The sequence below is a fragment of the Capnocytophaga canis genome, assembly GCF_043187445.1.
Lineage (GTDB): Bacteria > Bacteroidota > Bacteroidia > Flavobacteriales > Flavobacteriaceae > Capnocytophaga > Capnocytophaga canis.
This window is the reverse complement of sequence record NZ_CP171121.1, coordinates 134,494-155,661: the sequence shown is the minus strand read 5'-3', so window position 1 is coordinate 155,661 and position 21,168 is coordinate 134,494. Positions and strand designations below refer to the sequence as shown.

General features: G+C 35.2%; 17 protein-coding genes. 11 read left to right on the top strand and 6 right to left on the bottom strand.

Annotated features, from left to right (window positions below):
- Positions 1-180: 180 nt before the first annotated feature.
- Positions 181-2,109, bottom strand: coding sequence for a S9 family peptidase (locus tag ACF3OB_RS00660; protein WP_392420564.1), 1,929 nt, complete (start codon positions 2,107-2,109; stop codon positions 181-183).
- Between the two features lie 364 nt (positions 2,110-2,473).
- On the opposite strand from ACF3OB_RS00660, the gene ACF3OB_RS00655 reads away from it, so the two are divergent.
- The 3 genes from ACF3OB_RS00655 to ACF3OB_RS00645 all read left to right on the top strand — a co-directional run bounded on the left by ACF3OB_RS00655 (position 2,474) and on the right by ACF3OB_RS00645 (position 7,279).
- Positions 2,474-3,154, top strand: coding sequence for an SDR family NAD(P)-dependent oxidoreductase (locus tag ACF3OB_RS00655; protein WP_095911571.1), 681 nt, complete (start codon positions 2,474-2,476; stop codon positions 3,152-3,154).
- 71 nt (positions 3,155-3,225) lie between these two features.
- A complete protein-coding gene (locus tag ACF3OB_RS00650; protein ID WP_392447896.1) occupies positions 3,226-5,346 on the top strand; it encodes a beta-N-acetylglucosaminidase in 2,121 nt (706 codons plus the stop codon).
- Between the two features lie 652 nt (positions 5,347-5,998).
- The gene (locus tag ACF3OB_RS00645) at positions 5,999-7,279 is read left to right on the top strand and encodes a Glu/Leu/Phe/Val dehydrogenase (protein ID WP_392447894.1); all 1,281 of its coding nucleotides are present in this window, start codon (positions 5,999-6,001) and stop codon (positions 7,277-7,279) included.
- Between the two features lie 205 nt (positions 7,280-7,484).
- Here the strand turns inward: ACF3OB_RS00645 and ACF3OB_RS00640 are convergent, their stop codons facing one another.
- On the bottom strand, positions 7,485-8,450 hold the full coding sequence (locus tag ACF3OB_RS00640; RefSeq protein WP_172918435.1) for a CPBP family intramembrane glutamic endopeptidase: 966 nt from the start codon (positions 8,448-8,450) through the stop codon (positions 7,485-7,487).
- A gap of 83 nt (positions 8,451-8,533) precedes the next feature.
- The gene (locus ACF3OB_RS00635) at positions 8,534-9,040 is read right to left on the bottom strand and encodes an outer membrane beta-barrel protein (RefSeq protein WP_042005518.1); all 507 of its coding nucleotides are present in this window, start codon (positions 9,038-9,040) and stop codon (positions 8,534-8,536) included.
- 345 nt (positions 9,041-9,385) lie between these two features.
- Here ACF3OB_RS00635 and ACF3OB_RS00630 point away from each other — a divergent pair, with 345 nt between their 5' ends.
- From ACF3OB_RS00630 to dusB, 6 genes are all read left to right on the top strand, one after another.
- On the top strand, positions 9,386-9,940 hold the full coding sequence (locus ACF3OB_RS00630; RefSeq protein WP_172914320.1) for an RsmD family RNA methyltransferase: 555 nt from the start codon (positions 9,386-9,388) through the stop codon (positions 9,938-9,940).
- A gap of 56 nt (positions 9,941-9,996) precedes the next feature.
- Entirely contained in the window at positions 9,997-11,118 is a 1,122-nt protein-coding gene (ribB, locus tag ACF3OB_RS00625) for a 3,4-dihydroxy-2-butanone-4-phosphate synthase (RefSeq protein ID WP_095893076.1), read from the top strand.
- Between the two features lie 399 nt (positions 11,119-11,517).
- Complete coding sequence (locus ACF3OB_RS00620) at positions 11,518-12,972, top strand: lipase (RefSeq protein WP_042005538.1); 1,455 nt, start codon at positions 11,518-11,520, stop codon at positions 12,970-12,972.
- An 8-nt stretch (positions 12,973-12,980) separates the two neighbouring features.
- Positions 12,981-14,639 (top strand): MBOAT family O-acyltransferase, encoded by a 1,659-nt coding sequence (locus ACF3OB_RS00615; protein WP_392447891.1) that lies wholly within the window; start codon positions 12,981-12,983, stop codon positions 14,637-14,639.
- Between the two features lie 107 nt (positions 14,640-14,746).
- Positions 14,747-15,487: a 23S rRNA (guanosine(2251)-2'-O)-methyltransferase RlmB gene (gene rlmB / locus ACF3OB_RS00610; RefSeq protein WP_392448791.1), complete on the top strand. Its 741-nt coding sequence runs from the start codon at positions 14,747-14,749 to the stop codon at positions 15,485-15,487.
- A 6-nt stretch (positions 15,488-15,493) separates the two neighbouring features.
- Positions 15,494-16,471 carry a tRNA dihydrouridine synthase DusB gene (dusB, locus tag ACF3OB_RS00605; protein ID WP_392447889.1) on the top strand — a complete coding sequence of 326 codons (978 nt, stop codon included), beginning with the start codon at positions 15,494-15,496 and terminating at the stop codon, positions 16,469-16,471.
- Between the two features lie 13 nt (positions 16,472-16,484).
- On the opposite strand, the gene coaD is transcribed toward dusB, so the two are convergent.
- Positions 16,485-16,946 carry a pantetheine-phosphate adenylyltransferase gene (gene coaD / locus ACF3OB_RS00600; protein WP_392447887.1) on the bottom strand — a complete coding sequence of 154 codons (462 nt, stop codon included), beginning with the start codon at positions 16,944-16,946 and terminating at the stop codon, positions 16,485-16,487.
- Between the two features lie 64 nt (positions 16,947-17,010).
- The gene (locus ACF3OB_RS00595) at positions 17,011-17,991 is read right to left on the bottom strand and encodes a D-alanine--D-alanine ligase (protein WP_095893080.1); all 981 of its coding nucleotides are present in this window, start codon (positions 17,989-17,991) and stop codon (positions 17,011-17,013) included.
- A gap of 126 nt (positions 17,992-18,117) precedes the next feature.
- Between ACF3OB_RS00595 and ACF3OB_RS00590 the strand changes: the two genes are divergently transcribed.
- Positions 18,118-19,518 (top strand): MATE family efflux transporter, encoded by a 1,401-nt coding sequence (locus ACF3OB_RS00590; protein WP_042005539.1) that lies wholly within the window; start codon positions 18,118-18,120, stop codon positions 19,516-19,518.
- 2 nt (positions 19,519-19,520) lie between these two features.
- Entirely contained in the window at positions 19,521-19,880 is a 360-nt protein-coding gene (locus ACF3OB_RS00585; RefSeq protein WP_042005531.1) for a YraN family protein, read from the top strand.
- A 19-nt stretch (positions 19,881-19,899) separates the two neighbouring features.
- Here the strand turns inward: ACF3OB_RS00585 and ACF3OB_RS00580 are convergent, their stop codons facing one another.
- Positions 19,900-21,144, bottom strand: coding sequence for an ABC transporter permease (locus ACF3OB_RS00580; RefSeq protein ID WP_042005541.1), 1,245 nt, complete (start codon positions 21,142-21,144; stop codon positions 19,900-19,902).
- Between the last annotated feature and the right edge of the window lie 24 nt (positions 21,145-21,168).

Here is a 21,168-nt window from a genome sequence, read left to right as displayed (position 1 = left end):
GAAAAAACTCTGGTGGAGGATCAACTTTTCAGCAATAGGATTAATGTGTAAAACGATAGTTTTAGAAGCTTTCCGAAAAGGGGAGCTTCTTCTGCCTAAACCTATGGTAGACTATGTTTCAAAAGCTTTCACCAACTATTTTTCAGTATTATGCTATAATTGAAAATATTGTTATGATCATTAGTTTTTCAATGTTTCATCTAACCATCTGAAAAAATTACGTTGCCAAAAGATTCCATTCTGAGGTCGTAAAACCCAGTGAGTTTCGTCGGGAAAATACAGTAATTCACTTTTGATTCCTAATAGTTGAGCTGCCGTAAAGGCTTGAAAACCTTGCTCTTTTGGAACTCTATAATCTTTACCTCCATGGATAATCAAAATAGGAGTGTCCCAATTGGCTACTTTTTCAATAGGATTAAATTCGGTATAAGATTTTTGTACTTTTGGATTGTCTTTTTCCCAATATGCTCCGCCTAATTCGTTATTAGTAAAGAAAATTTCTTCGGTAGTACCATACATACTTTGTAAATTAAATACTCCACAATGAGCGATAAACGATTTGAAACGTTTGTTATGAATACCTGCCAAATAGAATACCGAATATCCACCATAGCTTGCTCCAATAGCTCCTAATCGATTGTTATCCACATATTTTTCTTTAGCAACATCGTCGATTGCTGAAAGGTAATCACGCATCACTTGTCCACCCCAATCACCACTGATTTGAGCATTCCACTCTACGCCATGTCCAGGCATTCCACGGCGATTTGGTGCTACGACAATGTACCCCTGAGATGCCATCAGTTGAAAGTTCCAACGAAAACTATAGAACTGACTAAGAGCTGATTGTGGCCCTCCTTGGCAGTAAAGTAAAGTTGGGTATTTTTTATTTGGGTCAAAATTAGGAGGATAGATTACCCATGTAAGCATGTCTTTACCATCAGTAGTTTTTACAATACGTTCTTTCACCTCACATTTGGCAATTTGTTTGTAAGCATCGTCGTTTACGTGAGTCAATTGATTAACTTCTAAGAAATTTTTTATATTTTTTTTCTTTTTATTCACTTGTAAATCAATAGTATATATCTCTGCAGCACGATTCATATCGGTACGAGTAACTACCAATAAGTTAGCTGACTGACCTACGATTCCTGTGATGTCGAACATTCCTTTGGTGAGTTGTTTAGGCATCGGATGCTTCTCAAACGGATTGATTTCAAATAATTGTGTAGTCCCTTTTACTACAGCCGTAAAATATATTTTTTTGCCATCATTACTCCATATGTAATCTGCTACCGTATTGTCCCAGTGAGCTGTGATGTTACGTTTTTGTCCATTTTCAAGAATGACCAAATCATTTTTGTCAGCTTCGTTGCCTTCGTTTTTCATACTCAACCAAGCTAAAACATCCTTTGAGCTGTATAATGGATGTGTGTCATACCCCATCATCCCTTCGCTCAAGTTTTTTGTTTTTTGTGTAGCAAGATCATATTCGTAAATATCTGTGTTAGTGCTTACTACATAGTCTGTACCTACTTTAGCCTTAGTTACATAAAGTACTTTCTTTCCATCGTTGCTCCAAATGTAGTCACTCGTTCCTCCAAAAGGTTCTTGCGGACAATAGTAGGGTAGCCCTTCCATAATGTCGACTTGTTTTCCATCAGTCATATTCTCAATGAAAACATGGTTGTATGCCCCGTCCATCCATTTGTCCCAATGACGATGATCTAAACTTTTATAATTCTGTCCAGTTGATTTGTCTAAGTCATTATAAAAATCGGAAGCAAATACTTTATTGATTTTTACGGGTTTATGAACTAACTTTTTGTCTTTAGTTGCATTAAATTTCGTAGTTTCACGTTTGAGTTCCTCCTCTGAAATAGGAATCGGAACACCTCCTTTGACCGACAATTTGAACAATTCACGACGAAACGAATTTTCCTTAACATTAGGGTATGCAACACTAAAAAGCACAAAATTTTTGTCTTGAGTTAATCCCATCGTTCCCACACGCCCTAATTCCCATAGTTTTTCAGGTGTTAGCGGTTGTTGTGCATCCATAGTATTAGCTATAAGCCCTGCAACAAGCATAATTAATCTTTTTTTCATTTGATTTTTCTATTTTTCTTTAAAACTTACACAAATTAGATTCTAAAAATATTGAAATTTTACCACAAATAAATCATTCTTAAAGTTTTTGATACATATTTTACTATTTAAAATGATATTTCCCCAAAAAGTGATCTAAATACCAATTTTCTCTCTTTAAGAATATATTTTTTATGCTATTACAAGTTAAAATTAAAGGAAATATTCTATTCTTAAACAGAATGTTCAATCAATTTTATTCCAAAGCAATATTATGTTTGCAAATCTATGAAAAAAAGCAATGTTGTCAAATGAAAAACAGTATTTTCAGTTGATTTATCTCTCTTTTATTCTTATTTTTGCACGACAAAAAAAGTAAATAAGCATGAAAAACGTAATCGTCACAGGCACAAGTAGAGGAATCGGCTTAGAGATAGCCAAACAAATGGCAGATCAAGGGCATCAGGTGTTGGCATTATCTCGAAATACACTTCCTTTGCTGAAATTGAATCATAAAAACATTCATTTTTTTCCTTTTGATATTACATTGGAGGAAGATTTAGAAAAAGTGGTTGATTTTGTTCGAGAGGAATGGGGAAAAGTAGATATTTTAATCAATAATGCTGGAAAATTAATCAAAAAACCTTTCGAAGAGCTTACTACTACTGATTTTATGGAAGTGTATAAAGTAAATGTTTTTGGTGTGGCGATGCTCATCCAAAAGATAATTCCTTTTATGGTGAAAAAAGCTCATATTGTGAATATCAGTAGCATGGGAGGAGTACAAGGAAGTATGAAATTTGCAGAACTATCAGCCTATTCCTCATCGAAAGGAGCCTTAATAACTTTATCCGAACTTTTAGCAGAGGAATATAAGGAAAAAGAAATCATTTTCAACGTATTAGCATTGGGAGCAGTGCAAACAGAAATGTTAGCAGAGGCCTTTCCTAATTATCAAGCAAACGTCACAGCCGAAGAGATGGCAATTTATATCAGTGAATTTGCTTTACAGGGATATACGTTTTTTAATGGAAAAATAATACAGGTTTCTAATTCTACGCCTTAAAAAAAATTTTTTATTATAAACAATTATATTTCAACTCAATAAAGACTCAACTTAATTAAAATTATATGATGATGAAAACAAAAATTCTTTTTTTAGCATGTCTGTTGCTATCTGTAACGCAGATGAGTGCTAATGACTCACTCCTGAATCCAATACCCAAGAAAATGATTTTTACAGGAAAGAAAATTTCTACTAAAAAATCCATTCCTTTCCGAATTATTCTCAGTGAAAAAGACGATAAAACGTTTAAAAAACATGCTCATAAAGCACCCAATAAGAAAGAAGGTTACTACCTGCGTATTGAAAAAAATAAAGTGTACATCGTAGGGAATGACCCACGAGGAGTCTACTATGGTCTCCGTACCTTTCAACAGCTTAGTAAAAACTCGGAGATTCCTTTGGGAGAAATTATTGACTATCCTGATTTGGAATATCGTGGGGTAGTTGAAGGATTCTATGGAACTCCTTGGAGTCACGAAAAACGATTGCGCCAAATAGAATTTTACGGTGAGAATAAACTTAACACCTATATCTATGGCCCGAAGGACGATCCATATCACAGCTCACCCAACTGGCGAAAACCTTATCCTACAAAAGAAGCTGAACAATTGCAAGAGCTGGTACAGGAAGCTAATAAAAACTACGTGGATTTCGTATGGGCTATACACCCAGGTAAGGACATCCAATGGAATGATACTGACCGTCAGCATCTTTTGCGTAAATTTGAGGATATGTATCAGTTAGGTGTACGAGCTTTTGCAGTTTTTTTTGATGATATTTCAGGTGAAGGTACAAATCCACAGAAACAAGCCGAATTGTTAAACTTTTTACATACCGAGTTTGTAGAAAAGAAAAAAGACGTTAATCCTTTAATAATGTGTCCTACTGAATATAACAAAGGTTGGTCAAATCCTGAGAAAAGATATTTAGAAACTTTAGGAGAAGTACTACATCCATCTATTCACATAATGTGGACAGGTAACACAGTCGTTGCAGATATCGACAAAGCCACCATGGAATGGATAAATGCTAAAATAAAACGTAAAGCCTACATTTGGTGGAACTTCCCAGTGTCAGACTATGTGCGAAATCATATGCTTTTAGGAGCTGCCTATGGAAATACGAATGATATCAAAGACGATATGTCAGGTTTTGTATCCAATCCGATGGAACATCCTGAGGCTTCGATGATTGCAATTTACGGCGTAGCTGATTACACCTGGAACGTAGCAACCTACGATTCTGAACGAGCTTGGCATAAAGCTATGGCAAGATTAATGCCTCAAAACAAAAAAGCTTTACTTACGTTTGCTAAGCATAGTTCCGATTTAGGAGTTAACGGACATCAGTACAGAAGAGTAGAATCTGTTGAATTTGCTCCCGTTGCTAAAGAGTTTTTGAAAAATCTAACAAGGGAAAAAAATCCACAAATAGAACGTGTACAAAAAGAGTTTGACAATATCATTTCGGCAGCAAAACAATTATTAAGTACAAAAGAAAATCCTCTTTTAATAGAAGAACTACGCCCATGGTTACTACAATTAGAAGTTGTGGGACAGCAAGGAAAACAAGCTATTGAGTTATATGAAGCTCTACATCAAAAAGGGTATGCAAAATTCAAAGCAGGATATGCAAGATTACAAAATTTACAGAAACAACAATTTAATATTGATCAAACCTATAATCAGAATCCATACCAACCTGGGGTGCGTGTGGCGACTTTGGTTGTAGAGCCTTTGATTGCTGAAATATTGAAATATTCAGTAGGAAAATATAATCAAGAAACTGGAGAACAATTAGCTTTGACTTTAAATTTCAATCCAAATAAACTCATAACTAATATTCAACAGATAGAATATCAACCATTACTTCAAAAGGGTGGGGGAGTACGCATTTCTCCAGCATTGGAGTATATTTCAGTGAAAAAAGATGATTTTTTAGGTATTGAACTAGAAAAAGTAGCTTCAGTTAAAACTATTTCAGTAGATCTTGGAGATGCTAAGCATTTTGAGAAAGGAAGAATACAGATTTCTACTAATGGAATTGATTGGAAAGATATTTCAGGAAGCCTCCGCAATAGTCGTTGGAATAGTTCAGAAAATGTCCACAATGTGAAATACGTTCGTTTTATTAATAACGCTGATACTCCTTTTCAAATCCGGTTAAAACATTTTGAAATTGTAGCAGAGTAATTATTATAGTTTATGAGCAAAATAAAAAGAAGTTGCCCTGAAATTCAAAATTTACGAATCGGGTAGCTTCTTTTTTCTTTCAGATATTTTCGGAAAATCTATAAACTTCTCCATGTCAATAGAATATTTTTCATTTTTACTACAAACAGACTCAAAATTTAGGATAAAATCTGAAAACGACTTTTTTAACTCAAAATAAATTGCAATTATATAAAGTTTTTAGGGGTAACAAGCGATTTTTTTACTTTTTATTGAAGAAAGTTTTAAAATTTTCAAAAGAGCGATTTTTCTAAAGTAATTGCGTCACAGAAACTCATATATTCTCCTTGGCTAAAGAAAATAACCGAGTAAGAAAAAAACTGAAAGGAGTTTTGAGGTATATACAGAAAGGTCAGATTAGAGAGAAAATCTATTTTAGAAAAACTTTTTTACATTTTATTTTACTCATCAATAAAGCAATATTATGAAATAAAAATCAACTTATTTTGAAAAAAGTTAAATAACTTTTTACATAATCTAAAAATAGTTACTTTCTTTATCTTTCTAAAAATTTCGTTTTTTGCTAATTCATATAAAAACACTTATCTTTTTTTTGGATAATTCAATTTTAGTACATACTTTTACGCTCATTTTTATTATAAATATAAAAAATATGAGTAACGAAACAGAAAAGAAAAGAACAGGAATGTATGAAAACGTGATGCACGAGTTCAACAAGGCCGCTGATAAAATGAATTTGGATCCTGGGGTTCGCAAGATTTTAGCTTCTACCCAAAATGAAATCGTAGTTCACTTTCCTGTGAAGATGGACGATGGTTCTATAGAAGTTTTTACAGGTTATCGCGTACAGCACAATAATGCATTGGGGCCTTACAAAGGAGGGTTGCGCTATCATCCAACCGTGGATATTGATGCGGCTAAGGCTCTGGCAACTTGGATGACTTGGAAATCTGCAATTGCTGGACTTCCGTACGGAGGTGGAAAAGGAGGAATTCAGATTGACCCTTCAAAATATTCAAAAGGTGAGTTAGAGCGTATTACACGTCGTTTTACTTATGCTTTAGGTGATAACATTGGTCCTGATTATGATATTCCAGCTCCAGACGTAAATACTAATGCTCAGATAATGGCTTGGATTTCAGATACCTATGCCTCAGCAAAATCACCTGCAAATCGATCTGTAAATCTACACGTGGTTACAGGAAAACCTGTAGTTTCAGGTGGTTTAGCAGGAAGAGATCGTGCTACTGGATTTGGAGTTGTAACGGCTATTAAAAAATGGGCTAAGAAAAACAACGTTGATTTGAAAGGCAAGACCTATATTGTTCAAGGTTTTGGTAACGTAGGATATTGGGCGGCTCATTTCTTGCATAAAGAAGGTGCTAAATTGATTGCAGTACAAGACCATACAGGTTCTATTGCTAACGCAAATGGTATTGATCCCGAGGAATTGTCGGCATACGCAAAAACTAACAAAGGAGGCGTTGCAGGTTTCGAAAAAGCTCAAAAAATTGAGAATGCCGAGTTCTGGAAAACACCTTGTGATATTTTGATTCCTGCAGCATTAGGAAATCAAATCACAGTAGATAATGCCAATGAAATCGAAGCTACGCTTATTGCTGAGGGAGCCAATGGACCAACAGATGCTGCAGCTGAAGAAATTATTTTGAAAAAGGGTATCCACATAATTCCTGACATCCTTTGTAATAGTGGAGGAGTTATTGGTTCTTACTTTGAGTGGTTACAAAACAAACGGGCTGAGATTTGGAAAATCGAAGAAGTTTTGGAAAAACTTAACGATAAAATTGAAACAGCATTTGACAACGTAGTTTCTTGTGCAGAAAGATATAAAACCGACTACAGAACGGCAGCCTATATAGTAGCATTAGAAAAATTAGAACAGGTGTACAAAGAAAGAGGTGTATTCCCATAGTAGTGCTATCAAATTTGTATTTTTTAGAAAACCTACAAACTGTTGTATTATCAGATAAATATTTTGAATATCTGCTATAAACAAACCCCGAAATTCGGCAAAAAGCTGAAAATCGGGGTTTTGTTTTAAAAACGGAATTCTAATGTAAATATTTTCCTGTTTCTACCCTTAAAAACTATTGTGAGAATTTAAGAGTAAGCTGCCTTTATTTCACTATCTCTCTTTCTGATTGGGCATGTGTCTCAGGGGCTATTTTATTAAAAAACTCTTTTTCAGACATTACTTTTCCAAAGAGTTTTTGTTTCCAATCTTTCAGATTCCAGCCATATTTTTTTGAAAACATGTAGAAACAAAGTAAAATAAAAACTCCCAAAAACAATAACTGATAATAAGCTCCATCCGTTGGGTCAGCCGTATTAACAAACAGAGCAGGGAGCCTAAAAACTCCCCAATTGGTAGTTACTAATAATCCCGTAATGAGGTTATTAGCTATATGGAATCCTAATGCCAACTCCAATCCCTCATCAAATAAGGTTATCATACCTAAAAATAATCCTATTCCTATATAGTAGAAAATAAATCCATAACCTAATTTTTCAATTTCTGGATTTGCGCTGTGCATTAGTCCGAACAAAATAGAAGTTACCAATAGCGGTATCCAGCGGTTTTTAACAGCAATACCTATCCCTTGCATCAAATACCCTCTGAAAAAATACTCTTCAAAACCAGCTTGAATAGGAATTAATAAAACCGATAATAACAATAGTATAAAAAATTTATCTGCTTGAAAATTCCACACATAATCCTGTGGGTTCATCCAATAATCAATAAAAGTAGTCAACACCAAGATACCGCCCCAAAGAGTAAAAGCAAAGAAAAATCGCTTCCAATCCACACGAGGCCGTGAGGTATGAAATGCACGTAAAGGTTGCCTATGAACGTAGCGTACCCAAACTAATAATGCTACTAAAAACAACACAAAACCTGACATCAAATCTTCGGCAAAGTAACGCAACTCGCCTTTTTTCTCAATTTGATTTTGCATCAACGTTTGATAGTCAAAAAAAAGCAATACTAAAAAATTCAGTCCCATAAACCCAAGGAAACCTAAGGAATAAATGAGATAAAGCCATTTAGGGCTTTTTCCGTGGTAAGCATTTTCTATATACATAATTCATTAGAAATAAAAAATTGACTTATTTAAAGTTTTATTGTCATTAAATAAGTCAATTTGTTTGATAAATAAATTTAAAATTAGAACTTATACGTGATTCCTAATTTTCCTCCCGAAACAGTGCCTCCTCCTAATTCAAGGTTCACACCAAAATTGTTGGTAAAGAAATAACGTCCTCCCAATTGAAGTGCAAATCCAAATCCTGATGTGTAGTGATGATTGAAGCCCTCCACTTTGTAATTATTTGTCCAAGAATAATATCCCAAACTTCCTCCTGCATATAAATCAAATTGTGAAGGTAATTGGAACAAACGATTAAAATGATAATTAACATTACCAACCACACCTACATTGGTATACTTAACATTTCTATCTGCAACCCCGTAGTTGGTTGAGCGATAGGAAATCTCACCTCCTACAGTCCAATCTTCTGCAACTCCATAATCAACCCCTAAATAAACAGGAGTCCCCCAACTTGAAAGCCCAAATCCCGCGTTCAGCTGTAAGTTGCCAACTCCTAAATCGTTCTGTGCAGAAGCAACTGTAAACGAGGCTAATAGCCCCAAAAGTAAAAACATTTTTTTCATATTAGTTGTTATTTTTTAAAAAAAGTTAATTGGGCAAAGATAATGTTTTTTTGTTATAATCCAAATTTCAAAGTTTTTTTCGTTGATAAAACGCATGAAATAGTACTTTTAGAGCTATTGTATGTTTTTGTGTGGTTTGGAACTTAATTTACGGGAGCTTTATGTTTTTTACTAACGTTTCAAGATTAAAAAATGGTTCAAATAAACGAATTATGAGGTTGTAAATTTCGTTTTTTTTAATGTAAACTGTTAATTATAAAATGTTTGATAGTAAAGAATAACCTTGTTTTTTCTTTTAGACGAAAAGAGCTTATCTTTGCACAAATTTTTAGTTTTAGATTACAAATGAGAATCATTTCAGGAAAAAACAAAGGCAAACGATTGGTGGCTCCGCAAAAACTCCCCGTTCGTCCAACTACTGACTTTGCTAAAGAAGCTTTGTTCAACATACTGAATAATTTATATTATTTTAATGAAATATCTGTGTTGGATTTGTTTTCAGGAACAGGAAATATCAGCTACGAATTTGCCAGTAGAGGATGTGAACACCTTATTTCGGTGGACAGTCACAGCGGTTGTATACAGTTTATTAATAAAATAAGTGATGAATTAAAATTTGGTATAAATGCTATAAAATCAGACATTTACACTTTTTTGCAAAAAACAACTCAAACTTTTGACGTAATTTTTGCAGATCCTCCGTATGATTTTCAACAAGATAAGTTTAACGAAATTATACAGCTTGTTTTTAACAAAAATCTCTTAAATGAAAATGGGATTCTCATCATCGAACACTCCAAACACGTAGAATTGGAAACCTTACCTCATTTTTCATATGACAAAAAATATGGTGGTAGTGTGTTCAGTTTTTTTGAGAACACCGAAGAAGATACGAACTAATCTTATTTATTGTTTCAAAAAAATCATATCTTTGCACTTTAACTATAAAACAAACAATGGGCAAAATTCAATTAAACACAATAGAAGAAGCTATTGAAGACATAAAAAAAGGGAAAGTCATCATCGTTGTGGATGATGAAAATCGTGAAAATGAAGGAGATTTTATCGCAGCAGCTGAAAAAGCAACACCGGAGATGATTAATTTTATGGTCACTCATGGACGTGGATTGGTATGTGCTCCACTTACCGAAAAACGTTGTGAGGAATTGGATCTACCGATGATGGTACAAAATAACACCGTACTCCACCAAACTCAATTTACTGTATCGGTCGATTTAAAAGGACATGGTTGTACCACAGGTATTTCAACACACGACAGAGCCAAAACAATTTTGTCACTCGTAAATCCTGAAACAAGACCATTTGATTTGGGACGACCAGGACATATTTTCCCACTTCGAGCTAAGGAAGGAGGCGTACTTCGCAGAACGGGACACACGGAAGCTGCTATTGATTTGGCTCGGTTAGCAGGAATGCAACCTGCTGGGATTTTGGTAGAAATCCTCAATGAGGATGGAACGATGGCACGATTGCCTCAATTGGCAGAAGTAGCTAAAAAATTTGATTTGAAACTCATTTCTATTGAAGATTTGATAGCGTATCGTATGCGAAAAGATACCTTAATTGTGAAAAAAGAGGATTTTCACCTCCAAACACCTTATGGTGAATTTCGTTTACGTGCTTACGAACAAACAACAAACAAACAAATTCATTTGGCATTTACCAAAGGTACTTGGGAATCGGATGAAGCTATTTTGACTCGAGTACACGCCTCATTCATTAGTAATGATATTTTGGAAGTACTAGCTTCTGAAAAAGAGAATCCCTTAGAACGAATTTTCAAGAAAATCAACGAAGAAGGGAAAGGGGCAGTGATTGTTATCAACAAAGAAGGTTATTCACAGAATTTACTGAAACGTATCACTGAAATTAAAGAAAAACAGAGTGGTAGCTATGCTCCTGTAACATCTGCAGATACTAAAGACATTGGTATGGGATCACAAATTCTGCACGATTTAAATATTCGTAAACTTCGTTTATTGACAAATTCAAAACAATCTCATTATGTTGGAATGTCAGGATATGGACTTGAAATAGTTGAACAGATATCCTATTAGTCATAAGCATGAAGTTTCACTTGTAGCATAGGTTTCTCAACAGTTCAATCATGAGAAGGAAAAGATCGTGTGATTAGAATCATATCTGATAATCATTTATTTAAGATTTTTTCATTTATACATATTATTATCAATGCTTCTTAAGATAATAAAGAGACCTTCTTTTTTAGGAAGGTCTTTTTTATGGTATTTTCATTTTTAGATTTTTAAAATAAGGAAATAATTCAGTGAAATTAGAATATCGCTAAAATTGTTATCGGAGTTTTTTTGCTTCAGCACGGTTTGTTTTTCTTAGATGAAAAAACGTTTTACGATAATATTTTTCAAAAAAAAAATAGAAACTGCTTGTAATTTCTTAAAAAATTGTATTTTCGTGGCTTGAATAAAAAAGGAAACAACATGAATCCCAAAAAAATAGTCATATTCATACTAGGAGTGCTTATGACACTCTTTGTGATTACTTTTTTTAGTGAACGCTATTTGACGTTACAAGGGTCTGTAAAAGAAGGAATTGTGTTAGGAAATACAATGATTAAATATCCCACGTCAGATATTTTAATTCGCAACAATCGTAGTGATAATAGCAAAGCCAAGGATATTATTGAGAGCGTTGTTTCTGTTGAAGATACAGAAGTCCTTGCGGTGAAAACCAAAACTACGAGTGATTTGACTACTCCGAAAAAAGAGAAGCCAGAACTCATTACTAATGTTGAAGGCAAGATGTATTATCCTGATAATGTCACTGATTTTATTACACTACTACGCGAAAAATTAAATAAATCCAGCTGTCGGATTATACATTATGGTGATTCACAGATTGAAGGTGATCGCATTACTAAATACGTTCGCAATCGATTTCAAAATGCTTTTGGTGGAGGAGGGCCAGGTTTTATTCCAATTAAGGTTGTTTACTCACAAACCAGTGTAAACATAAGTACGAGTGAAAATTGGTTGCGCTTTGCCTCGTTTGACCGAAATCGAAAATCAAAAGTACCCCACGAAAAATACGGTTTGTTTGCTACTTTTTCAAGATTTACAAGTTATGATGCAGACACCACCAGCGTCAAAAAAGCACACTTTGTGGTCAAACCTTTTGGAAATGTGTACAAACGCTTACAAACCTACACTAAGTTTGGGTTACATTACGGAAACAATACCCACGAAGTTAAGATTACTGTCTATGAAAATGGGAAACTGTTGAAGGAGGATTTTCTAAAAACGGATGGAAAATATCATAATTTTCAACTGAATTTTGCGAATACTCCAAAGGAAATCAGAGTGGAGTTAGAAGGCAAGTTTAGTCCTGATTTTTATGGAATTACTTTGGATAGGGATACAGGTGTTAGTATGGACAATGTCGCTATGCGTGGCGAAGCTGGACGTGTGTTTACTCGATTGAACCGAGAGAATTTCGAACAAATGTCAGCCGACCGAAAAGCGGATATATTCATCTTTCAATATGGAGGAAACACTATTCCGTATATTCGCAAAGATAAACAGGTTACGGACTATGCACACTCTCTTATTCAAAATATAAAATGGGTGAAACGCAGTAATCCGGATGCTATTTTTATAGTTATAGGGCCCAGTGATATGTCTACTTCCGAAAATGGGAAAATGGTGACTTATCCGTTTTTACCAAAGTTGAATGAGGAAATGAAGAAAAAGTGCTTAGAAAATGGTGTTGCCTTTTGGAGTATTTACGAGGCTATGGGAGGTGAAAACTCAATGCCGATTTGGGTATCAGAAAATTTGGCATCGTCCGACTATGTACATTTGAAACCTAAGGGAACGCAACGCATCTCTGAATTATTCTTCAACTCTTTGTATGAGAATATTTTAGCAATTGAATAGATTTTAGTATGGATTTTATTCAAAATATATTTACATTTGATGAAAATCATCCGTTAAATTTTGTCCGAATTGATTTTTGGATATTTTTTGCTATTGTCTATGCTATTTTCACCGTGATTTACCGCCGAAGACGAATGAGAAATCTGTTTTTGCTCTTCGCAAGTATGTATTTCTACTTCAAAGCCAGTGGTTTATTTGTTCTGTTGTTGGTTTTTAGTACCATAACTGATTTTTATTTAGGGAATTATATCTATCAGCAGACAGAAGAACGCAAACGAAAAATAGCTGTTACCATCAGTATAATCTTGAATTTATTCGTTTTATCTTATTTCAAGTATGCATATTTCTTAACCGATACTCATAATACACTTTTCAATACTCAATATGAGGTATTTAACTATCTGGCATATTGGGCAAATGGCTTTGATTCAGAGGGTTACTTCCGTGCCAGTACCATTATTTTGCCTGTCGGAATTTCGTTTTATACCTTTCAAACAATTAGTTATACCGTTGATATTTACCGAAAGAAAATAGCTCCGTTAAAATACATTCTTGATTTTGGCTTGTATGTCAGTTTTTTTCCACAATTAGTAGCTGGACCAATCGTCAGAGCTGAAAATTTTGTACCTCAAATTACAAAGAAAACAGTTATTACCAATGAAGCGTTCAACAGAGGGATTTATTTGATTCTCAAAGGTCTTGTTAAAAAAATGATTTTTGCCGATTTCATAGCTTTGCATTTTTTGGATCAGGTTTTTGACAATCCAACCATGTATTCAGGTTTTACGAATATAATGGCAATTATAGGTTATTCTCTCCAAATTTATGGTGACTTTTCGGGTTATACGGACATAGCCATAGGAGTAGCATTGCTTATGGGTTTCCAGCTTCCGGTAAACTTTAATTCGCCTTACAAGGCTATTAACTGTGGAGATTTCTGGAAACGTTGGCACATTTCATTGTCCACATGGTTGCGTGATTATTTGTATATTCCTTTAGGAGGAAACCGAAAAAGTTCCGTAGGAACGTTTATCATCTCCTTAATTTTCATTGTGGGAGTGGTGGTTGCCATGAATAGCTTTTGGTTTTCAATCATTATGGGAGTCTTGCTTATAGGAGGCTCCTTATTGTCCTTTTACAGTAAGAGTTTTGAACGACACGTAATTACAAACATCAACATAATGCTCACAATGCTCATCGGGGGGTTGTGGCACGGAGCTTCGTGGAAGTACGTAATTTGGGGAGGTTTGAATGGATTGGGTGTAGTGGCATACAAATATTGGAGAAAGGTAAGTCCGTACGAGCAATCTACCCATTGGTTAGCAACTGTTTGGAAAATAGGATTTACTTTTGCTTTTATTACTTTCACACGGGTTTTCTTTCGTGGGAAGGATATGCAATCTATTGGAGAATGGTTTAGCCAAGTAGCTAATGATATGCAATGGGGGATGGCTTTTGACGTACTGTGGCATTATAAATCCGTGTTTACGGTTATGCTTATAGGCTATATAGTTCATTGGTTACCAAATCGTTGGAAGGATGAAATAGAGCATATTTTTTCTGAGAGTCATATCGTTGTGAAAGCTGGGATTGCTGTTGTAACAGTGATTATGTGTTATCAGGCCTACTCTTCGGATTTTCAGCCTTTTATCTATTTTCAGTTTTAATGAACGAATAATTAATAATTACGAATTGCGAATTACGATAACGAACCTTAAACCTTAAACCTTAAACCTTGAATCTTAAACAATTAAAAATCTCTGAACACAGAATGATGGATAAAGACTATCAAATATTTGGCATTCGTGCCGTGATTGAAGCTATTACAGCAGGAAAAACCGTTGATAAGGTTTTCGTACAGAAGGGTTTAAAAGGTAGTTTGTTTCAAGAGTTGCAAGTTTTATTGCAGAAGGAACAGATTATGATTTCGTATGTTCCCATAGAAAAACTAAATCGTTTGACGAAAAAAAATCACCAAGGAGTGGTAGCTAATGTGTCACCTGTGGAATATCACGATTTTGAGAATTTAGTTATTAATACCATTGAAAGTGGAGTAACACCATTATTTTTGATATTAGACCATCTGTCTGATGTCCGTAATTTTGGAGCTATTATCCGAACTGCTGAATGTACAGGGGTTTCAGGGATTATCATTCCTAAGAGAGGAAGCGTTTCTGTTACGGCGGATACGGTCAAAACTTCTGCAGGAGCAGTATTCAAAGTGCCTATATGTAAGGTTGATAACCTCCGTGATGCGATTTATTACCTACAAGGAAGTGGCATTAAAACAGTTGTAGCTACTGAGAAAACAGATCAGCAAATCTATGATGTCACAATGACCGAGCCATTAGCAATCATTATGGGAGCAGAAGATGTAGGAGTATCACCAGCATTGTTAAAATTGTCAGATGAAAAGGCAAAACTTCCCATGTTGGGCGATATAAGTTCGTTGAATGTATCAGTGGCTTGTGGAGTATTTTTATATGAAGTGGTACGACAACGATTGACAAAATAGAGGATTATGGTAAAAATTGGCAATATAGAGTTAGGAGAATTTCCGTTGTTGTTAGCTCCAATGGAGGATGTTAGTGATCCACCATTCCGTAGGTTATGTAAAATTCACGGAGCAGATATGCTTTACAGCGAATTCATTTCTTCTGAAGGATTGATTCGTGATGCGATTAAAAGCAGACAAAAATTGGATATTTTTGACTATGAGCGTCCCGTAGGTATTCAAATTTTTGGAGGTGACGAAGAGGCGATGGCTCTTTCTGCTAAAATTGTAGAAGCTGTTGAACCCGATGTGTTGGATATCAACTTTGGTTGCCCTGTGAAAAAAGTTGTTTCAAAAGGAGCAGGGGCAGGGGTTTTGAAGGATATTGACCTGATGGTACGTCTTACAAAAGCGGTTGTTAATAGTACAAAATTGCCTGTGACGGTGAAAACTCGTTTGGGGTGGGATGAAGCCTCTATCAACATAGATGAAGTTGTGGAACGATTACAAGATGTTGGAGTTCAGGCAATTTCAATTCATGCTCGTACACGTTCACAACTCTACAAAGGACACTCCGATTGGACTCATATTGCTCGAATTAAAGAGAATTCACGAGTAAAGATTCCTATTTTTGGAAATGGAGATATCGACAGCCCCGAAAAAGCACTCGAGTACCGCCAAAAATTTGGAGTTGATGGCATCATGATAGGTCGTGCAGCAATCGGTTATCCTTGGATTTTCAATGAGATAAAGCATTATTTTAGTACAGGCGAAAATTTGTCAGCTCCTACTATTCTCGACCGAGTACAAGCTGTAAAGAAACATCTTACATGGGCATCCGAATGGAAAGGTGAGCGACAAGGCGTATTAGAAATGAGACGCCATTATGCTAATTACTTCCGTGGAATTCCTAATTTCAAAGAATACCGTCAAAAGATGGTGACTTTGGATTCTATTTCGGAGATTTTGGCTGTGTTGGAGGAAGTTGCAGAAAAAATGGGGTAGCGTTGAAAAAACGCTACTTCGTATTGACAATCACACTGTTAGGCACTAAAACGGTGTAATCTCCATTGTTGCGAATCACATCCCGAACTATAGATGATGAAATGTAGGACGTGCTTGAAGCTGTAAGTAGAAAAACGGTTTCGATTTTCGATAACTTACGATTAGTATGAGCTATAGCTTTTTCAAATTCAAAGTCAGCTGGATTTCTCAGCCCTCGCAAAATGAACGAAGCTCCAATTTCTTTACAATAATCTACCGTAAGTCCTTGATAAGTAGTCACTTTAACCTTAGGTTTGTCGGCAAAGGCTTTTTCGATAAAGGTTTTACGTTCCTCTATTGAGAACATATAATTTTTATCGTTATTCACTCCAATAGCAACGACAATCTCATCAAATAGATCCAACGCACGGCAAACAATGTCGTAATGCCCTAAGGTGATCGGGTCAAATGATCCAGGGAATAATGCTCTTTTCATGCTCTTTATATGTTATCGTTTTAAGTATATTTTTATTCGGTTACTAAGAGAAATATTTTGTTAATCAGTTACTTAAGGCAGAATTAATCTCTGAGTCTAATAAGTCTGAAAAATTTAATCCTTTGTGAGCTACCTGCTGTGGGAAAATACTCTGTGGTGATAGTCCAGGGTTGGTGTTTATTTCAATAAAATGAGGAATATTATCCATGATGATATAATCAATCCGTGAGAACCCTTTCATATTCAGAATATCATATATTTTTATAGTCAGTCCATCAATGCGTTCTATAAGTTCATTGCTGAGTAGAGCAGGGGTAATTTCTTTTGATTTTCCAAGATATTTCGCCTCATAATCAAAGAAATCATTTTCAGAGATAATTTCGGTATGTCCCATAACGGTGGTTTTTCCATTTAGACGCATAACACCTACAGATATTTCGCGTCCACTAAGAAAAGATTCAATCAAGATTTCATCATCTACCTGAAAAGCATTGAGTAAAGCCTCTTCAAATTCAGCGGAGGTACGCACTTTGGAAACCCCTAAACTGCTCCCTGATCGATTTGCTTTTACAAACAAAGGTAGTCCTAATTCCTTAGAAATCAGATTGAAATCTAATTTATCTTTTTTCGATGCATAGATTGATTTTGCTTTCGGGATGTTGAATTTAGCCAAAACGGAGAGAGTATCGCGTTTGTTAAATGTCAATGCCGATTGATAAAAATCGCAACCTGTGTAGGGAATTCCTATCAGTTTCCAATAGGCTTGGAGCTGTCCATCTTCGCCAGGAGTACCATGGATTGTATTGACGACAAGGTCAAAGGTTATTTTTTCACCGTCCTTAGTAGCCGAAAAATCTCCCTTGTTGATAGAAAATGATTTGCCTCCCGATTTGTCTATCAAAAACCAACCTTCGTTGAGAATATGTACCTCAAAAACTTCGTATTTTTCCTTATCCAAATTCTGTAAAATCAGTTGCCCACTTTTGAGAGAAACACCGCATTCCCCTGAGTATCCTCCCATTACTACTGCAATTTTCTTTTTCATTGATTCGAAATATTTTCAGCCAAAGATATAGGTTTTTGTTGAAATAGCGAACTCATAAGAACATTTTTTTCGTGGTTGATAAAAATAGTTTCTGTATCTTTGTCCCTTGTTAAAAAAATAGAGATTGTGATATTCCATAAACTTTCGAACTACACAAAAGAATTTAAACAGAATTTAATCATTGCTTACCCTGTTATATTAGGGATGTTAGGGCACGTTTTTGTTGGATTTATCGACAATGTAATGGTCGGTAAAGTGGGCGTTACAGAGTTGGCTGCAGTGGCATTGGGAAATAGTGCTATTTTCATTGCTATGTCTTTTGGGATAGGTTTCTCCACAGCACTTACGCCCTTAGTTGCGAAAGCTGATGGGGAAGGTGATAAAGAGGAAGTAAAATCGACTCTAAAACACGGTATTTTACTCAATAGTGTTTTGTGTTTTTTCCTATTTTTACTCTTGTTTTTCGCTGAGCCTTTGATGTATTTAACAGGACAACCTGAGAATGTGGTTAAACTTGCTGTTCCTTACACTTTTTTGGTGGCTTTTTCTCTTATTCCACTTGGATTTTTTATGGCATACAAGCAATTTGCTGATGGTCTGTCCCTGACTAAATATGCCATGTATGTCACTCTTATAGGTAATATTATTAATATAATTTTCAATTATATATTCATTTATGGAAAACTTGGGATGCCTGCCTTAGGAGTTATAGGAGCAGGAGTTGGGACACTTGTTTCACGATTTTTAATGCCCATATTACTTTGGTGGATGTTAAAAAAGATAAAACAGACAAAAGAGTATGTTGTTGGTTTACAGTGGAATACGTTTGATAGAAAAAATATAAAGAAAATAATCAACATAGGGATTCCTTCTGGGTTACAAATGATTTTTGAGGTAGGCATTTTTACGGCTGCTATTTGGATGAGTGGTATCTTGGGAGAGAAAGAGCTTTCAGCCAATCAAATAGCGTTAAATTTAGCATCAATGACTTTTATGGTTGCTAACGGTTTGGGAGTAACGGCCATGATACGTGTCGGAAATCAATTAGGCACTAAGGATTTTTTTAATTTACGTCGCATAGGTTTATCCGTATTCGTATTGGTACTGTTCACTCAATCCTTTTTTGCATTATTGTTAACTGTTTTTAGAACTTGGTTGCCGACCTTATATTTAGAGATGGATAATTTAGAAAAATTAACGGAGAATGCTTTCGTTATCGGTGAGGCGGCTAAGCTCTTGCTGATTGCAGCTATTTTTCAAATTTCTGACGGATTACAAGTGACCGCTTTGGGGGCATTGCGAGGACTACAAGATGTAAAAGTGCCTATGTATATTACTTTTGTTGCCTACTGGATATTGAGTTTTCCTGTATGCTACTACTTAGGACTGAAGACTGAGTTAGGTACCATGGGGATTTGGATAGGTTTACTTTTCGGACTAACTGTTGCTGCTGTATGGCTACTATGGAGATTTAATATTATTTCTAAACGAATGATTCAGAGAACCTTACCAAAAGATCAAAAATAACTATGGCACAACACAATGATTTTGGAAAGGAAGCCGAGCAAATAGCGGTTGATTTTCTCATCGAAAACGGACACACCATTTTGGCTCAGAATTTCATTTATGCTCACGCTGAAATAGATATTATATCTTTAAAAAACAATATTTTACATATAACAGAGGTTAAAGCCAGAACCTCCGTTGCCTATGGAGAACCAGAGAGTTTTGTCAACAAATCGAAAATTAACTTAGTGGTTAAAGCAGCAAATCAGTATGTTTTAAAAAACGATTTGGATACGGAAGTGCAATTTGATATCATTTCAATAGTAAAGAACCAAACTGGATGCAGTATCAATTATATCGAAGATGCTTTCTATCCATTTTAAATTACTTTTATTCAGTGACTTACATTCCTGTTCTGATAGCTTCCACAGGGTTCAACTGCGAGGCATTCAACGCGGGAATTATTCCTGAAATCAGTCCGACAAGAAACGACACCCCCAAACCAATAATTACATTTTGAACTGATAACACAAAAGTGAGTTCATCGGTTAGTTGAGAAGCGAGAATCGTTCCAAGCCATACAAAAAGCAATCCTAAAAAACCTCCAATCAATGCTAAAAGTACAGCTTCAAACAAAAACTGAAACAGAATGAAATGCTTTTTAGCTCCCAACGATTTTTGTATCCCGATAAGGCTTGTTCTTTCTCGAACGCTTACAAACATTATATTAGCAATTCCGAAACCACCCACCAAAATCGAAAATCCACCAACAATCCACCCTACCAAATTCATCATGCCTATAGTTTGGTCAATCATATCTGTAAAAGAGGACATTTTATTCAGAAAAAAATTATTGATTTCTTCGGGTTTCAAGCCCCTGTATTTTCTAAAACGCTGTACAAGAATATCTTCAAATTCTTGCATATTAACTCCTTTTTTAGGTTTTATGGCAATTCCGCTGGGAACCCCTTGTGTGCCTGTGTTCATAAAACTTCTAACAAAAGTAGAAAGCAAAAATACTTTTTCGTCATTATCACTCACTGAGCCGTATTTTTTCAAAACGCCAATAACCACCATCTTTTTGCTTAAATAACGAACTTCTTTTCCTATAGGATCTTCGTTTTCAAAAAGTTGTTGGGCTATCTGATGTCCCAAAACGATAACCGGAGCTCCTACTCTTGATTCGGATTCAGTCATCAATCGTCCTTTCTCAACTTTAATATCTTCAATTTCTGATATTTCCGAAGTATCTGCTCTTGCAGGAACATTTTCAATGGTTTTTCCTTCGTATTTTATGGAAGAACTTACTCCAAAAATTGCATAAGACATGGCTTCCACATTGGGAATATCTTTTTTTAAAAACTCATACTCCTGATATGTAACCTGTGGAAAATTAAGCCGTTGCCAACGAGGAACATCTGTAGGGCCAAATGAAAACTTCGATACATACATAGAGTTTTTATCCAATCCTGCAAGATTTTCTTGAATGTTTCGATTTAATGAATCCACCGCTGAAAGTACTAAAATAATCAGAAATATTCCAACACTAACACCTAATAAAGATAAAAAAGTACGTAGCTTATTATCTCGTAATGACTTGGTTGCAAAACGGAAACTTTCTTTTAGTAGCTGTAGGTATATAAACATAATTTTTTGATAGAGATGCTTTAT

Bases quoted from the DNA above. Each gene is read 5' to 3' on its own strand.
- ACF3OB_RS00660 (WP_392420564.1), bottom strand. From the start codon at position 2,109: ATGAAAAAAAGATTAATTATGCTTGTTGCAGGGCTTATAGCTAATACT.
- ACF3OB_RS00655 (WP_095911571.1), top strand. From the start codon at position 2,474: ATGAAAAACGTAATCGTCACAGGCACAAGTAGAGGAATCGGCTTAGAG.
- ACF3OB_RS00650 (WP_392447896.1), top strand. From the start codon at position 3,226: ATGAAAACAAAAATTCTTTTTTTAGCATGTCTGTTGCTATCTGTAACG.
- ACF3OB_RS00645 (WP_392447894.1), top strand. From the start codon at position 5,999: ATGAGTAACGAAACAGAAAAGAAAAGAACAGGAATGTATGAAAACGTG.
- ACF3OB_RS00640 (WP_172918435.1), bottom strand. From the start codon at position 8,450: ATGTATATAGAAAATGCTTACCACGGAAAAAGCCCTAAATGGCTTTAT.
- ACF3OB_RS00635 (WP_042005518.1), bottom strand. From the start codon at position 9,040: ATGAAAAAAATGTTTTTACTTTTGGGGCTATTAGCCTCGTTTACAGTT.
- ACF3OB_RS00630 (WP_172914320.1), top strand. From the start codon at position 9,386: ATGAGAATCATTTCAGGAAAAAACAAAGGCAAACGATTGGTGGCTCCG.
- ribB (WP_095893076.1), top strand. From the start codon at position 9,997: ATGGGCAAAATTCAATTAAACACAATAGAAGAAGCTATTGAAGACATA.
- ACF3OB_RS00620 (WP_042005538.1), top strand. From the start codon at position 11,518: ATGAATCCCAAAAAAATAGTCATATTCATACTAGGAGTGCTTATGACA.
- ACF3OB_RS00615 (WP_392447891.1), top strand. From the start codon at position 12,981: ATGGATTTTATTCAAAATATATTTACATTTGATGAAAATCATCCGTTA.
- rlmB (WP_392448791.1), top strand. From the start codon at position 14,747: ATGGATAAAGACTATCAAATATTTGGCATTCGTGCCGTGATTGAAGCT.
- dusB (WP_392447889.1), top strand. From the start codon at position 15,494: ATGGTAAAAATTGGCAATATAGAGTTAGGAGAATTTCCGTTGTTGTTA.
- coaD (WP_392447887.1), bottom strand. From the start codon at position 16,946: ATGAAAAGAGCATTATTCCCTGGATCATTTGACCCGATCACCTTAGGG.
- ACF3OB_RS00595 (WP_095893080.1), bottom strand. From the start codon at position 17,991: ATGAAAAAGAAAATTGCAGTAGTAATGGGAGGATACTCAGGGGAATGC.
- ACF3OB_RS00585 (WP_042005531.1), top strand. From the start codon at position 19,521: ATGGCACAACACAATGATTTTGGAAAGGAAGCCGAGCAAATAGCGGTT.
- ACF3OB_RS00580 (WP_042005541.1), bottom strand. From the start codon at position 21,144: ATGTTTATATACCTACAGCTACTAAAAGAAAGTTTCCGTTTTGCAACC.